This is a genomic window from Streptomyces sp. NPDC102270 (genome assembly GCF_044766405.1).
GTDB lineage: Bacteria > Actinomycetota > Actinomycetes > Streptomycetales > Streptomycetaceae > Streptomyces.
This window is the reverse complement of record NZ_JBIWLX010000022.1, coordinates 163,377-177,276: the sequence shown is the minus strand read 5'-3', so window position 1 is coordinate 177,276 and position 13,900 is coordinate 163,377. Positions and strand designations below refer to the sequence as shown.

General features: G+C 68.5%; 11 protein-coding genes. 9 read left to right on the top strand and 2 right to left on the bottom strand.

Annotated features, from left to right (window positions below; genetic code table 11):
* Nucleotides 1-292 precede the first annotated feature (292 nt).
* The 3 genes from ACIRP7_RS37820 (at nt 293) to ACIRP7_RS37810 (ending at nt 5,436) form a co-directional block, all read left to right on the top strand.
* Nucleotides 293-2,251 carry an IucA/IucC family protein gene (locus tag ACIRP7_RS37820; RefSeq protein ID WP_403669077.1) on the top strand — a complete coding sequence of 653 codons (1,959 nt, stop codon included), beginning with the start codon at nt 293-295 and terminating at the stop codon, nt 2,249-2,251.
* Nucleotides 2,252-2,289: 38 nt separating this feature from the next.
* Entirely contained in the window at nt 2,290-3,087 is a 798-nt protein-coding gene (locus tag ACIRP7_RS37815; RefSeq protein WP_403669074.1) for a GNAT family N-acetyltransferase, read from the top strand.
* Nucleotides 3,088-3,417: 330 nt separating this feature from the next.
* On the top strand, nt 3,418-5,436 hold the full coding sequence (locus ACIRP7_RS37810; RefSeq protein WP_403669071.1) for an ATP-dependent DNA helicase: 2,019 nt from the start codon (nt 3,418-3,420) through the stop codon (nt 5,434-5,436).
* Nucleotides 5,437-5,576: 140 nt separating this feature from the next.
* Here ACIRP7_RS37810 and lexA read toward each other — a convergent pair whose 3' ends face one another.
* Nucleotides 5,577-6,356 carry a transcriptional repressor LexA gene (gene lexA / locus ACIRP7_RS37805; RefSeq protein WP_352382363.1) on the bottom strand — a complete coding sequence of 260 codons (780 nt, stop codon included), beginning with the start codon at nt 6,354-6,356 and terminating at the stop codon, nt 5,577-5,579.
* A 552-nt stretch (nt 6,357-6,908) separates the two neighbouring features.
* Between lexA and nrdR the strand changes: the two genes are divergently transcribed.
* The 3 genes from nrdR (at nt 6,909) to ACIRP7_RS37790 (ending at nt 11,395) form a co-directional block, all read left to right on the top strand.
* Nucleotides 6,909-7,487, top strand: a complete 579-nt coding sequence (gene nrdR, locus ACIRP7_RS37800) for a transcriptional regulator NrdR (protein WP_403669068.1) — start codon at nt 6,909-6,911, stop codon at nt 7,485-7,487.
* A 157-nt stretch (nt 7,488-7,644) separates the two neighbouring features.
* Nucleotides 7,645-10,545 carry a vitamin B12-dependent ribonucleotide reductase gene (locus ACIRP7_RS37795; RefSeq protein WP_403669065.1) on the top strand — a complete coding sequence of 967 codons (2,901 nt, stop codon included), beginning with the start codon at nt 7,645-7,647 and terminating at the stop codon, nt 10,543-10,545.
* A 142-nt stretch (nt 10,546-10,687) separates the two neighbouring features.
* Nucleotides 10,688-11,395: a DUF6215 domain-containing protein gene (locus ACIRP7_RS37790; protein ID WP_403669062.1), complete on the top strand. Its 708-nt coding sequence runs from the start codon at nt 10,688-10,690 to the stop codon at nt 11,393-11,395.
* A gap of 4 nt (nt 11,396-11,399) precedes the next feature.
* Here ACIRP7_RS37790 and ACIRP7_RS37785 read toward each other — a convergent pair whose 3' ends face one another.
* Nucleotides 11,400-11,951, bottom strand: coding sequence for a TerD family protein (locus ACIRP7_RS37785; protein ID WP_403669060.1), 552 nt, complete (start codon nt 11,949-11,951; stop codon nt 11,400-11,402).
* Between the two features lie 121 nt (nt 11,952-12,072).
* Here ACIRP7_RS37785 and ACIRP7_RS37780 point away from each other — a divergent pair, with 121 nt between their 5' ends.
* The 3 genes from ACIRP7_RS37780 (at nt 12,073) to ACIRP7_RS37770 (ending at nt 13,896) form a co-directional block, all read left to right on the top strand.
* Nucleotides 12,073-12,678 carry a YdbC family protein gene (locus ACIRP7_RS37780; RefSeq protein ID WP_352382354.1) on the top strand — a complete coding sequence of 202 codons (606 nt, stop codon included), beginning with the start codon at nt 12,073-12,075 and terminating at the stop codon, nt 12,676-12,678.
* A gap of 43 nt (nt 12,679-12,721) precedes the next feature.
* Entirely contained in the window at nt 12,722-13,111 is a 390-nt protein-coding gene (locus tag ACIRP7_RS37775) for a hypothetical protein (RefSeq protein ID WP_403669055.1), read from the top strand.
* Between the two features lie 125 nt (nt 13,112-13,236).
* Nucleotides 13,237-13,896, top strand: coding sequence for a histidine phosphatase family protein (locus ACIRP7_RS37770; protein WP_403669052.1), 660 nt, complete (start codon nt 13,237-13,239; stop codon nt 13,894-13,896).
* The last annotated feature ends 4 nt before the right edge of the window (nt 13,897-13,900 follow it).

The following is a 13,900-nucleotide window of genomic DNA, read 5'->3' as shown; positions in this document are numbered from 1 at the left end:
GGGGGCCGGCTGAGGTCGGAGCTGGAGTTGAGGCCCGGGTCGGACTCCCGGCGAGGCCAGAAGCCGGACTCCAGCCCCGCAGCAGCCACCACCCCTCGCGCCACATGCCGGGCCGCGCACCACTCAGGGGCACCCCGCAACCTCGACCGCTCATCCCTCACCAAGCCCCAGCGAGCCGTCCTGACCGCAGCTTCACCTTTGGCCCCGGTCTCGGCCCCGGCACAACAACTCGACGCACGACCCACCGGACAGCGGACCCTCCGAGCCAGAACCACCCCGAGGAACACCGAACTTGAATACCACCCCCACGCACCCGAGCAACTACTCCGACGCAGCCCCCTCCTCACAGCGCAGTCCCCGCCCCGCCCACACGCCGTCCCAGGGCGGGCCACCCGAACGGGAAACCCTGCGCGGCGCCACTCCGGGTCCTCTGAACCGCCCCGACCCCCTGAACCACCCCGACCCGCACACGGTGGCCGAAGCCGCGACCGTGGAGAATCTGCTGCGCTGCTGGGTCCGCGAGACCGGCCTGTCCGCCCCTGCGAGCGGCACCCTTCATATCCCCCTCCCCGCCAGCGGCACAGCCCTCCTCGTCCCCGTCCACTACTGGTCCCCGACGGGCTGGCACCGCTTCGGCCGTCCCCGTCTCGCCAACGCCCCCGAACAAGCCCCGTCGGCCGACGCAGTCACCGTCGCAGTACTGCTCACCCGTGAGTCGCTGACAGCGCCCCTCGGAGAGACCCCGGCAGAGATCCTCGAAGAGACCCCCGCCTCCGCAGGCGGTGCCGAACTCGTGGCCCGCGTGGCCGACTCCGTCCGCCGCACCGCCACCTTCGTCGAGGAGCGCCGCAAAGCCCCCGACGACGGCCCCGACCTCTTCCTCACCGCCGAACAGTCGCTCGTCCTCGGCCACCCTCTGCACCCGGCCCCGAAGAGCCGCGAAGGTCTCTCCGAAGCCGAAGCAGCCTTGTACTCGCCGGAAGTGCGCGGCTCCTTCCGCCTGCACTGGCTAGCTGTCGCCCCCTCCCTCCTCGCCACCGACTCGGCCTGGACCGAACGCGGCCGCCCCGTCACCGCCGCCCACCTCACCCAGCGCCTGGCCGGCCCCGACCTGGCGCTGCCGGACGGGCGTACGGCCCTTCCGCTGCACCCCTGGCAACTCCGCGAGGTCCGGCACCGCCCCGAGACGGCCCCTCTCTTCGATACCGGGCTGCTCCAGGACCTGGGCGCCCACGGCTCCCCTTGGTGCCCCACCTCCTCCGTACGCACCGTCCATCGCTCCGGCGCCCCCGCCATGCTCAAGCTCTCGCTGGGCCTGCGCATCACCAACTCCCGCCGCGAGAACCTCCGCAAGGAACTCCACCGCGGTGTCGAGGTGCACCGGCTCCTGCGCAGCGGCCTGTCCAAGGAGTGGCAGGCGGCCCACCCGGCGTTCGACATCGTCCGCGACCCGGCCTGGATCGCCGTCGACGGACTCGACGGCAGCCCCGTCCCCGGCATCGACGTCGTGATCCGGCACAACCCCTTCAGCCCCTCGCACGACGTCTCCTGCATCGCCGGACTCGTCTCACCACGCCCCCACGCCCGAGCCGGCGTCACCGGGGACCGCCCGGACACGGACGGGCCGGTCTGGCGGTCCCGGCTGACCGAGGTCGTCACCGGCCTCGCCGCCCGCACCGGCCGCCCCCGAGGAGCCGTCGCCGCCGAGTGGTTCCTGCGCTACCTGGAACACGTCGTCCGCCCGGTGCTGTGGCTCGACGGAGAGGCGGGGATCGCGCTGGAGGCACACCAGCAGAACACCTTGGTCCTGCTGGACGGCGACGGCTGGCCCGTCGGTGGTCGTTACCGCGACAACCAGGGCTACTACTTCCGCGAGTCCTGGCAGCCGGAACTCGACGCCCGGCTGCCCGGCATCGGCGCACACAGCGACACCTTCGTCTCCGACGAGGTCACCGACGAGCGTTTCGCCTATTACCTCGCCATCAACAACGTCCTCGGCCTCATCGGTGCGTTCGGCTCCCAGCGTCTGGCCGACGAACGGCTGCTGCTCGCTGCCCTCCGCCGCTTCCTCACCGCCGCGGCCTCCGGACCCACCCGACTGCGCACCACGCTTCCCGGCCGCCTGCTCGACTCACCCGTCCTGCGCTGCAAGGCCAATCTGCTGACCCGAGTGCACGGACTGGACGAACTCGTCGGCCCGGTCGACACCCAGTCCGTCTACGTCACCATCGCCAACCCCCTGCACTCCTGAGGAACATGACCCGCCCCGCCGCCTGAGAGGAGCGCCGCGTGTCTCCCACCGACGCGAGTGCCGACGCCGTTTCCGCCCCCTCGCCGGACGTCGGCAGCGACCACGAAGACACACTGGACCTCCGTCTGCCGGACGAACTGCTCGCACTCTTCGAGACGGGACGGTCCGGCGCAGGCACAGGCGACACCGATGCCGGAGCGGACGACGGGAAACAGAGCCCGGGCGACAGCACCGCGTCGCCCGACTCACTCACCCCGCCCGGCTACAACCTGCTCGACGGCGTCGCCAAGTGGGGTCCGATCACGACCCCGGCGGGCGTGTTCCACCTCGTGCCCGTACGCGTCGAGCGGGACCTTCCCCTCGTCTGCCGTTGGATGAACGACCCCGCCGTGGCCGCGTTCTGGGAGCTGGCCGGTCCCCAGAACGTGACGGAGGACCACCTGCGGTCCCAGTTGGCCGGCGACGGACGCAGCGTTCCCTGCCTCGGGGTGTTGGAGGGCACCCCGATGAGCTACTGGGAGATCTACCGGGCAGACCTCGATCCGCTGGCCCGCCACTGTCCGGCCAGACCTCACGACACCGGTATCCATCTCCTCATCGGCGCCGTCACCGATCGGGGGCGCGGTCTCGGCAGCACGCTTCTCAGAGCCGTCGCCGATCTCGTACTCGACAGGCGGCCCTTCTGCGCCCGCGTCATCGCGGAACCCGACCTTCGCAACATCCCGTCCGTCACCGCCTTCCTGAGCGCAGGATTCCGCTTCTCCGCCGAGGTGGAGCTGCCCGGCAAGCGGGCAGCCCTCATGGTCCGAGAACGGTCCCTGCGCGGTCTGCTGTAGCGACGCGTCATCACGCGATCACTTTTGGTACACCGCTCACGCCGAGTCGGTTCCCACCCGCGGCGAGACTTTTTTCCGACGCCCCGGACCACACGGCTTCCGCCCCACCCTCCACCGCCCCACGGCGCCTCGATCAATTCCGGACGCCGTCGGATCGGACTCGGTCCTGACCCAACCGGACCCGGCCGAAGCCGGGCGGGAGCGAACCGATCCGACCCCCATCCGACCCCCATCCGCTACCTTTCCGAGGAGCTTCCGGTCTTGATCCCAACCCCTCGTCGCCGACGTGATCACCCCTTTGTCAGTGCCGAGTCGTAGGGTGGTCGCGCTATGACGAAGCCCTCACTCCCCGAACTCCTGCATGCTGCCATCACTGCCGTCGGCGGTATGGAGCGCCCCGGCCAGGTGACCATGGCCGAATCCGTCGCGGACGCGATCGACGACGGTTCCCACCTGCTGGTACAGGCCGGCACCGGTACCGGAAAGTCGCTGGGCTATCTCGTGCCCGCGCTCGCCCATGGGGAGCGGGTCGTCGTCGCGACGGCCACCCTGGCCCTGCAGAGACAACTGGTCGAGCGCGACCTGCCGCGCACGGTCGAGGCGTTGCACCCGCTGCTGCGCCGCCGCCCGGAGTTCGCGATGCTCAAGGGCCGGTCGAACTATCTGTGTCTGCACCGCCTCCACGAAGGCGTCCCGCAGGATGAGGAAGAAGGCCTCTTCGACCAGTTCGAGGCCGCCGCGCCCACCAGCAAACTGGGCCAGGATCTGCTGCGGCTGCGGGACTGGTCGCAGGACACCGAGACCGGAGACCGCGACGACCTCACGCCGGGTGTGTCCGACCGTGCCTGGGCGCAGATCTCGGTGTCCTCCCGCGAATGCCTGGGAGCGACGAAGTGCGCCTACGGCGCCGAGTGCTTCGCCGAGATGGCCCGTGAGCGGGCCAAGCTCGCCGAGGTCGTCGTCACCAACCACGCGCTGCTCGCGATCGACGCCATCGAAGGCGCCCCCGTCCTTCCCCAGCACGAAGTACTGATCGTCGACGAGGCGCATGAGCTGGTCTCCCGGGTCACCGGCGTCGCCACCGGCGAGCTCACCCCTGGCCAGGTCAACCGCGCGGTGCGCCGCGCCGCGAAACTCGTCAACGAAAAGGCGGCCGACCAGCTCCAGACCGCGACCGAGGGCTTCGAGCGGCTGATGGAGCTCGCCCTGCCCGGCCGACTGGAAGAGATCCCCGAGGACCTCGGCTACGCGCTCATGGCTCTGCGCGACGCCGCCCGTACGGTCATCTCCGGGATCGGAGCGACGCGCGACAAGTCGGTCCAGGACGAGGACGCGGTCCGCAAACAGGCGCTGGCCTCCGTGGAGGCGGTGCACGACGTGGCGGAGCGGATCACCAACGGTTCGGAGTGGGACGTCGTCTGGTACGAGCGTCACGACCGCTTCGGCGCCTCCCTGCGTGTGGCCCCCATGTCGGTGTCGGGCCTGCTGAGGGAGAAGCTGTTCGCGGACCGCTCCGTGGTCCTGACCTCGGCGACCCTGAAGCTCGGCGGAGACTTCAACGGCGTAGGAGCGTCCCTGGGGCTCGCTCCGGAAGGGACCGAGGGCGACGACCTGCCGAAGTGGAAGGGCCTCGACGTCGGTTCGCCCTTCGACTACCCGAGGCAGGGCATCCTCTACGTCGCCAAGCACCTCTCGCGTCCCGCCCGCGACGGCGATCGCGGGGACATGCTCGACGAACTGACCGAGCTCATCCAGTCGGCCGGCGGCCGCACCCTGGGGCTCTTCTCCTCCATGCGAGCGGCCCAACTGGCCGCCGAGGAACTGCGCTCCCGTGTCCCGGAGTTCCCCATCCTCCTCCAGGGCGAGGAGACCCTCGGCGAACTGATCAAGAACTTCGCAGCCGACCCGAAGACCTGTCTCTTCGGCACGCTGTCACTCTGGCAGGGCGTCGACGTCCCCGGCCCCAGCTGCCAGCTGGTCGTCATGGACAAGATCCCGTTCCCCCGCCCCGACGACCCGCTGATGAGCGCCCGCCAGAAGGCCGTGGAGGAAGCGGGTGGCAACGGCTTCATGGCGGTCGCCGCCACGCACGCCGCCCTGCTCATGGCCCAGGGCGCCGGCCGCCTCGTACGGGCCTCGGGTGACCGGGGTGTGGTCGCCGTACTGGATCAGCGGCTGGCGACGGCGCGGTACGGCAGCTATCTGAAGGCGTCACTGCCCGACTTCTGGTACACCACGGACCGTAATCAGGTGCGGAAGTCTCTGACGGCGATCGACGCGGCGGCGAAGGCCATGGAAGCGGCGGAGCTCGCCGCCGAAGCCGAGAAAGCCCAGGCGGAGCTCGGGTGAACGACTGTTGGCCTGACCCGCGCCGGGTCAGGCCAACAGAGGTGCGCGGCGATCCGTCACCGGGACAGGACAGCGCAGGGCCCCGGAACCGGCGCAGGGGTTCCGGGGCCCGGTCGGGTCGGCGAGGTGTGCAGCGGGGCTCAGACGCGCCGCAGAACCGCAACTACCTTGCCGAGGATGGTCGCGTCGTCGCCGGGGATCGGCTCGTACGCGGAGTTGTGAGGGAGGAGCCAGACATGGCCGTCCTCGCGCTTGAAGCGCTTGACGGTGGCCTCGCCGTCGAGCATCGCGGCCACGATGTCGCCGTTCTCGGCGACGGGCTGGCGGCGCACGGTGACCCAGTCGCCGTCGCAGATCGCGGCCTCGATCATCGAGTCACCGACGACCTTCAGCACGAACAGCTCACCGTCACCGACGAGCTGGCGGGGAAGGGGGAACACGTCCTCGACGGATTCCTCGGCGAGGATCGGCCCACCGGCGGCGATCCGGCCCACCAGCGGGACGTATGACGCGGCCGGCTTGCCCGCGGTGTCCGTGGGCTGCACCGAGGCGCCCTGGTCCGAGCCGCGTACCTCGTACGCGCGCGGCCGGTGCGGGTCGCGGCGCAGGAAGCCCTTGCGCTCCAGCGCCATCAACTGATGGGCGACGGACGAGGTGCTGGACAGCCCCACCGCCTGGCCGATCTCCCGCATGGACGGCGGGTAGCCGCGCCGCTGGACGGAGTCCCTGATGACCTCGATCACCCGGCGCTGCCGGTCGGTGAGCCCCGAGCTGTCCGCACGGATGCCCGGAGGTCGGCCCGGCAGGGAGCGCTTGTGCCCCTCGGGATTCACGGCTTCGTTCATCGCATGCACCGGCTCGAGTCGGCCCTGGGAACGGTCCTGGGCAGTGATGGTGGCACTGTCTGCGGTCGTGGTCACGTCGGCCCCTCTCGATGGTCTCCCTGCTGGACAACGGTAGTTGCTTTCGAAAGGTTGCGCCAAACACACGTTCGAGTGAAAAATCGCGAATCGCCTTTCGCGATGATGTGTCTGGGTGTATGGCTAACGCGCCGCCGCCGAACAAAAGGGCCCATTGCTGTACTCTTCACCGCCGGATGGCGACCTCGCGGGTTGTTGCCCCAGTCTGCCACCTGGTGCGCTGTGGGCCGGGTAGCGGCTCCCATCTGTGCGGGAATCCCACGTCCCCTCCTTGTGGTGCCCACGGTATCTCCGCATGCGTCGCAGCGATACGGCTGTGCGCCGGGCGCCGGGACGGTCGTATGGCACATGCCAATACCGGCGCGACACATGTGTACGGCGTGTATGCCGTGCCAATCCCTACATGTAGTGCTTGGATTGCTACAGCAGCCCAGAAGTTGTGGTCCCCCGGGTCTCCGCGCCCGCTGCGATCGCCTATGCTGAGGGCTGGTTCGAGGGGCCCATGGGGCTCAGCGAGGCTATTGAGTCTGCTGTGAGGGAGGTTGGGAGTTCATGCACTGCCCCTTCTGCAGGCACCCCGACAGCCGTGTCGTCGACAGTCGTACGACCGACGACGGCACGTCGATCCGCAGGCGCCGCCAGTGTCCGGACTGCTCCCGTCGTTTCACGACCGTGGAGACGTGCTCGCTGATGGTGGTCAAGCGGTCGGGGGTCACCGAGCCTTTCAGTCGTACCAAGGTCATCAACGGTGTGCGCAAGGCATGCCAGGGGCGGCCTGTCACCGAGGACGCGCTCGCCCAACTCGGCCAACGGGTCGAGGAGGCGGTGCGGGCCACCGGAAGCGCCGAGCTGACCACCCACGACGTCGGGCTGGCCATACTCGGCCCGTTGCAGGAGCTCGATCTCGTCGCGTATCTGCGATTCGCCTCCGTGTACCGGGCCTTCGACTCGCTCGATGACTTCGAGGCCGCGATCGCGGAACTGAGGGAAGACACGGGACCCCCCGCCGCGGACGACGAGGACCGCGGTGCGGCTGTGGACGGCGACGAGGCCGTCGTGGAGAGCCGGGAAGACGATCGCGGGCCTGGAGGGACTGCTCAAGTCCCGGAGCCCGCCCGCGCCGCCGACTGATCGGCGGGCCGGGCCGGGACCCCGGGCCGGCCGGACGGCGGCGAACCAAGACCTGTTGCGGGCGGTAGTGAGTGGGTGCCCGCAATACCAGACAGAACACCGTGCCACGGGAACAACGGGGCACTTCAGGGCGTTTTCGCCCGTACAGGGAGGCGGCATGACAGAGACGGCGAGCGGTCCGGCACGGAGTTCCCGCGCCAAGGGCACCAAGGCGGCTGCTAACAAGGGCCTGCGCATCGAGCGCATCCACACCACCCCCGGCGTGCACCCGTACGACGAGGTGGAATGGGCGCATCGTGACGTCGTCATGACCAACTGGCGCGACGGCTCGGTCAACTTCGAGCAGCGTGGCGTCGAGTTCCCCGACTTCTGGTCGGTGAATGCGGTCAACATCGTCACCAGCAAGTACTTCCGCGGTGCCGTCGGCACCCCCCAGCGCGAGGTGAGCCTCAAGCAGCTCATCGACCGCATCGTGAAGACGTACCGGAAGGCCGGCGAGGACTATAAGTACTTCGCCTCGCCCGCCGACGCGGAGATCTTCGAGCACGAGCTTGCGTACGCCCTCCTGCACCAGATCTTCAGCTTCAACAGCCCTGTCTGGTTCAACGTCGGCACGCCCCAGCCGCAGCAGGTCTCGGCCTGCTTCATCCTATCCGTCGACGACTCCATGGAGTCGATCCTCGACTGGTACAAGGAAGAGGGCATGATCTTCAAGGGCGGCTCCGGAGCCGGCCTGAACCTCTCCCGCATCCGCTCCTCCAAGGAACTGCTGTCCTCGGGCGGCAACGCCTCGGGTCCCGTCTCCTTCATGCGCGGTGCCGACGCCTCCGCAGGAACGATCAAGTCGGGTGGCGCCACGCGCCGCGCCGCCAAGATGGTCATCCTCGACGTCGACCACCCCGACATCGAGGACTTCATCGAGACCAAGGTGAAGGAGGAGGAGAAGATCCGCGCCCTGCGCGACGCGGGCTTCGACATGGACCTGGGCGGCGACGACATCACGTCCGTCCAGTACCAGAACGCCAACAACTCGGTCCGCGTGAACGACACCTTCATGAAGGCCGTCGAGCAGGGCGGCAAGTTCGGCCTGACGTCCCGCATGACCGGCGAGGTCATCGAGGAGGTCGAGGCCAAGGCGCTGTTCCGCAAGATGGCCGAGGCCGCCTGGGCCTGTGCCGACCCGGGCATCCAGTACGACGACACCATCAACCGCTGGCACACCTGCCCGGAGTCCGGCCGTATCAACGGCTCGAACCCCTGCAGCGAGTACATGCACCTGGACAACACGTCCTGCAACCTCGCCTCGCTGAACCTCATGAAGTTCCTCAAGGACGACAGCAAGGGCAACCAGTCCTTCGAGGTCGAGCGCTTCGCCAAGGTCGTCGAGCTGGTCATCACCGCGATGGACATCTCCATCTGCTTCGCGGACTTCCCGACGCAGAAGATCGGTGAGAACACGCGCGCGTTCCGCCAGCTCGGCATCGGCTACGCCAACCTCGGCGCCCTGCTGATGGCGACCGGCCACGCGTACGACTCCGACGGCGGCCGCGCTCTCGCCGGGTCCATCACCTCCCTGATGACCGGCACGTCGTACAAGCGGTCCGCCGAACTCGCCGCGGTCGTCGGCCCGTACGACGGCTACGCCCGCAACGCGCAGCCGCACCTGCGGGTCATGAAGCAGCACTCCGACGAGAACACCAAGGCCGTCCGCATGGACGACCTGGACACGCCGATCTGGGCCGCCGCCACGGAGGCCTGGCAGGACGTGCTGCGTCTCGGTGAGAAGAACGGTTTCCGTAACGCCCAGGCGTCCGTCATCGCTCCGACCGGCACCATCGGTCTCGCGATGTCCTGCGACACCACCGGTCTTGAGCCCGACCTCGCGCTGGTCAAGTTCAAGAAGCTGGTCGGCGGCGGCTCGATGCAGATCGTCAACGGCACCGTCCCGCAGGCCCTGCGCCGCCTGGGCTACCAGGAGGAGCAGATCGAGGCGATCGTCGCCCACATCGCCGAGAACGGCAATGTGATCGACGCCCCCGGCCTCAAGCACGAGCACTACGAGGTCTTCGACTGCGCCATGGGCGAGCGTTCCATCTCCGCGATGGGCCACGTCCGCATGATGGCGGCGATCCAGCCCTGGATCTCCGGCGCGCTCTCCAAGACGGTCAACCTGCCGGAGACGGCGACCGTCGAGGACGTCGAAGAGGTCTACTTCGAGGCCTGGAAGATGGGCGTCAAGGCGCTCGCCATCTACCGCGACAACTGCAAGGTCGGCCAGCCCCTCTCCGCGAAGACCAAGGAGAAGGAGAAGGTCGAGGTCACGGAGAAGGCCGAGGCGACCATCCGCGAGACGGTCGAGAAGGTCATCGAGTACCGCCCGGTCCGCAAGCGCCTCCCCAAGGGCCGTCCCGGCATCACGACGTCCTTCACGGTCGGCGGTGCCGAGGGGTACATGACCGCCAACTCCTACCCGGACGACGGTCTCGGCGAGGTCTTCCTGAAGATGTCCAAGCAGGGCTCGACTCTCGCGGGCATGATGGACGCCTTCTCGATCGCGGTCTCCGTCGGTCTCCAGTACGGCGTGCCGCTGGAGACGTACGTCTCGAAGTTCACCAACATGCGCTTCGAGCCGGCCGGCATGACGGACGACCCGGACGTGCGGATGGCGCAGTCGATCGTCGACTACATCTTCCGCCGCCTGGCGCTCGACTTCCTGCCCTTCGAGACCCGCTCCGCGCTCGGTATCCACTCCGCCGAGGAGCGTCAGCGCCACCTCGAGACCGGCTCCTACGAGCCGACCGAGGAGGAGGTCGACGTCGAGGGGCTCGCCCAGTCGGCGCCGCGCGCCCAGGAGTTGAAGGCGGTCGTCACGCCGAAGGCCGAGGTCGTGGCGGCCAAGCCCGCCCCGCAGCAGGCGCACACCAGCGCCGAGCTGGTGGAGATGCAGCTGGGCATCCAGGCCGACGCTCCGCTGTGCTTCTCCTGCGGTACGAAGATGCAGCGGGCCGGTTCCTGCTACATCTGCGAGGGCTGCGGCTCGACCAGCGGTTGCAGCTGATCTGAGTTAGCCGTCCAGGGCGGTGCGGTCGGACATCGACCGCACCGCCTTCGGTTTTTTCCCGTTTCTCCACGGGACGATCACCCGTTAGGCTCCCCCAGCGCACGACCGGCGCGACGGCAGGATGGGGGACACGGGGAACATGGCTGAGCAGCAGATTGCCGCTGTCGCGGGGGGCGTGAGGCAGCCCGAGAAGGGCTCGAACGGGTGGGGCCAGGCCATAGCGGCACTGGTGGTGGTCGGGGGGCTCGCCGCTCTTTTGTTGTCAGGGACCTTTCAGCAGGAGTCCGGCGACCCCGAGCCGGCCGTGTGTCACGCGTCGGAGGACGCCCGGCCGTCGAAGCCCGTCTCAGGGGTGCAGTTGTGCACGGCCCTGAACCGTGCGGACCTGCCCACACTGCTCGGCACGCCGACCGAGTACGCGATGAACGCCAGCGGCAACGAGAGCGTCGGCGACTGGGCCGACGGCACCAAGACCGTCACACCCGAGGCGGAGGTCCAGCTCTCCAGCTACTCCGTGAGGCTGTCGACGTCCGACGACGACATTCCAGTGGCCGAGATGGCGCGCTTCCTGGGAAGTACCGCGGAGAGCAGGACGATAGGCGGACATCCGGCGGTCCTCTACTCGGACCGGACCATCGCCCTCAAGTTCGATCTCGGTGGCGGCAAGGTCGACTCCGGTCCCGGCGGTATCGCCCGGAGTCTGCTGGTCGCCAAGGACACCAAGGACGGCGGCGGCTACTACGAGGTCTCCATCTGGCGTCAGGACGACGTCGTACCCGATGACCTCGCGTTGTTCCGCGTCGCCGAGACGGTGCTGCCGACGGTCCCGGGCTGGACCGCCGGCTGACGCGTCACGCCCGGCCCATGCTCCGGGTGAACGTCGCGGGGTCGTCCTCGAAGCCCTTGATTCCGGGATGGAAGTCCCAGGTACCGGATTCCTGGCGGACGAACTCCCCGACTCTCGCGGCCGTAGCGCCGAGGACACTGCCGAAGTCGTCCTCGGCCAGGACCGTGTAACCCTCACGTATACGCAGACCCGGGTTGAGCACGCCGACGAAGGTGCGGTGCGCGGAGCGCTGCTGGATGACGGCGCCGACGACCACGCGCGTGTACCGGGCGTCCAGCCGGTCGAGTTCGAGGGTCATGACCTCGTCCCAGCCGAAGCCCTTGCCGTCCTTGCTGTCCCGGTTGAGATAGATGGTGCCGTCGGGGGAGCGGCTGTCGAAGTGCACCACATAGGCCGGATCGCCGTACGGGTCGGCCTCCACATAGGTCGCCGCGACGATGTCCAGGTCGGTGGGCGGTTGCCCCGCCGGACTCGGATCCCACTTGAGCGCGACCTCGACCTTGCGGATCCCCTTGTTGATGCCGCTCACCGGAATTCCCCTTCCCCCTGTGTCCACGGCCCGAACTGCCGGTCGGGCAAGACGTGTTGTCCATCCTGCCACGTGGGTCGGACACTTGGGGGCCTGCTCTGCCGCCGAGAGTGACCGGCGCCACGCTCCGTGGCCTTACCATGGCGCGGTGCTGGTCAAGTGGATTCGCTGCACCGTGGTGGACCGCCGCGGGTTCGAGCGGGGGCAGCGAAAGTGGGCGGGGCTTCTGGGAGAGCCGGGGTTTCGGGGACAGGGCGGAGGCTGGAGCCGGGGGCGGCAGGGTGTGGCGCACATCTTCTCCTTCTGGGAGAGCCGTTCCTTCTACGACTCCTTCATGGCGCGTTCCCACGACCGGCTCGCGGCGGCCCAGTCAGGCACGTTCAAGGACATACAGGTCAAGCTGTTCGACTACCGCTTCGACGTGAAGACGGGCTTCGAGCCCCGCTTCACCGACGCCGATCTGGTGCGGTTCGCCCATTGCCGCGTCCACGAGGAGCGCGCGGAGCACTTCTCCCTCATGCAGGAGAAGGTCTGGAATCCGGCGATGGCGGGTTCGCCGGGGATGATCCGCGGCCTGTTCGGCGAGGCCCCCGGCCACGAGTTCCTCGTGCTCTCGATGTGGCGATCGGCCGCCGAGCACGGCAAGTACCGCACCGAACGCGTGGAACGGCTCGCCCTGAGGGCCCAGACCGAGACCGACGTCGCCGCGCTCACGGGCGACATCCTGGATCTCGAACCTGCCTGGACGGTGTGAAACTCCGCAGGCACCCCTTGGGCCACACCACCAGGAGGAATCAGTGTCGTACCCGCGTCTGCTCACCCCCGAGGAAAAGCTCGCCGACGCGAAGAAGCTGTTGAACCTGCCGCGTATCGTCGTGATCTGCGGCTCCACCCGCTTCATGGCCGAGATGACCGAGGCCGACCTGCGGGAAACCGAAGCCGGAAAGATCGTCGTCAAACCCGGCTGTGACATGAAGTCGCCGCACGAACTCTGGTCCGATCCTGTCGAGGCCGAGGCGCTGAAGGGTCGACTCGACGATCTGCACCGGGCGAAGATCCGGCTCGCTGATGAGATGCTCGTGGTCGGCGACTACATCGGAGACAGCACCCGAGACGAAATCGCCTACGCCCGGTCGCTGGGCAAGCCCGTGCGGTTCACGCACCCCGAGGTCGACCCTGACGCCTGACCGCCCGCTGCCACCGCGTCTTGATCATCTAGGTGGGCGGCCGATGGGGCGGGAAATGTGTGACCTACGCCGTATGGAGCCCGTACGAGTCCTCGATACGCCCTCACCCGATCTAGGGTCTTGGCATGGCACGACCGCGGCGAATCATCCTTGTCCGGCACGGGGAGTCAACGGGCAATGTTGATGACACCGTGTATGAACGCGAGCCCGACCATGCACTGGCCCTGACCGAACGGGGCTGGCAGCAGGCGGAGGAGACCGGAAAACGGGTGCGAGAGGTACTGGGCCGCGAACAGGTCAGTGTGTACGTCTCCCCGTACCGTCGTACGCACGAGACCCTGCGCGCCTTCCACCTGGACTCCGAGCTCATACGGGTGCGCGAGGAACCCCGGCTCCGGGAGCAGGACTGGGGAAACTGGCAGGACCGCGACGACGTACGTCTCCAGAAGGCGTACCGCGACGCCTACGGGCACTTCTTCTACCGGTTCGCCCAGGGCGAATCCGGGGCCGACGTGTACGACCGTGTCGGCGGCTTCCTGGAGAGCCTGTTCCGCAGCTTCGAGGCGCCCGACCACCCGCCGAACGTCCTGATCGTGACGCACGGCCTGGCCATGCGGCTGTTCTGCATGCGCTGGTTCCACTGGACGGTCGCCGAATTCGAGTCGCTGTCGAATCCGGGGAACGCGGAGATGCGGATGCTCGTTCTCGGAGACGACGGCAAGTACGCCCTCGACCGGCCCTTCGGACGCTGGCGCGAGCCGCAGCCGTACGGGATCACCGATTAGAGTG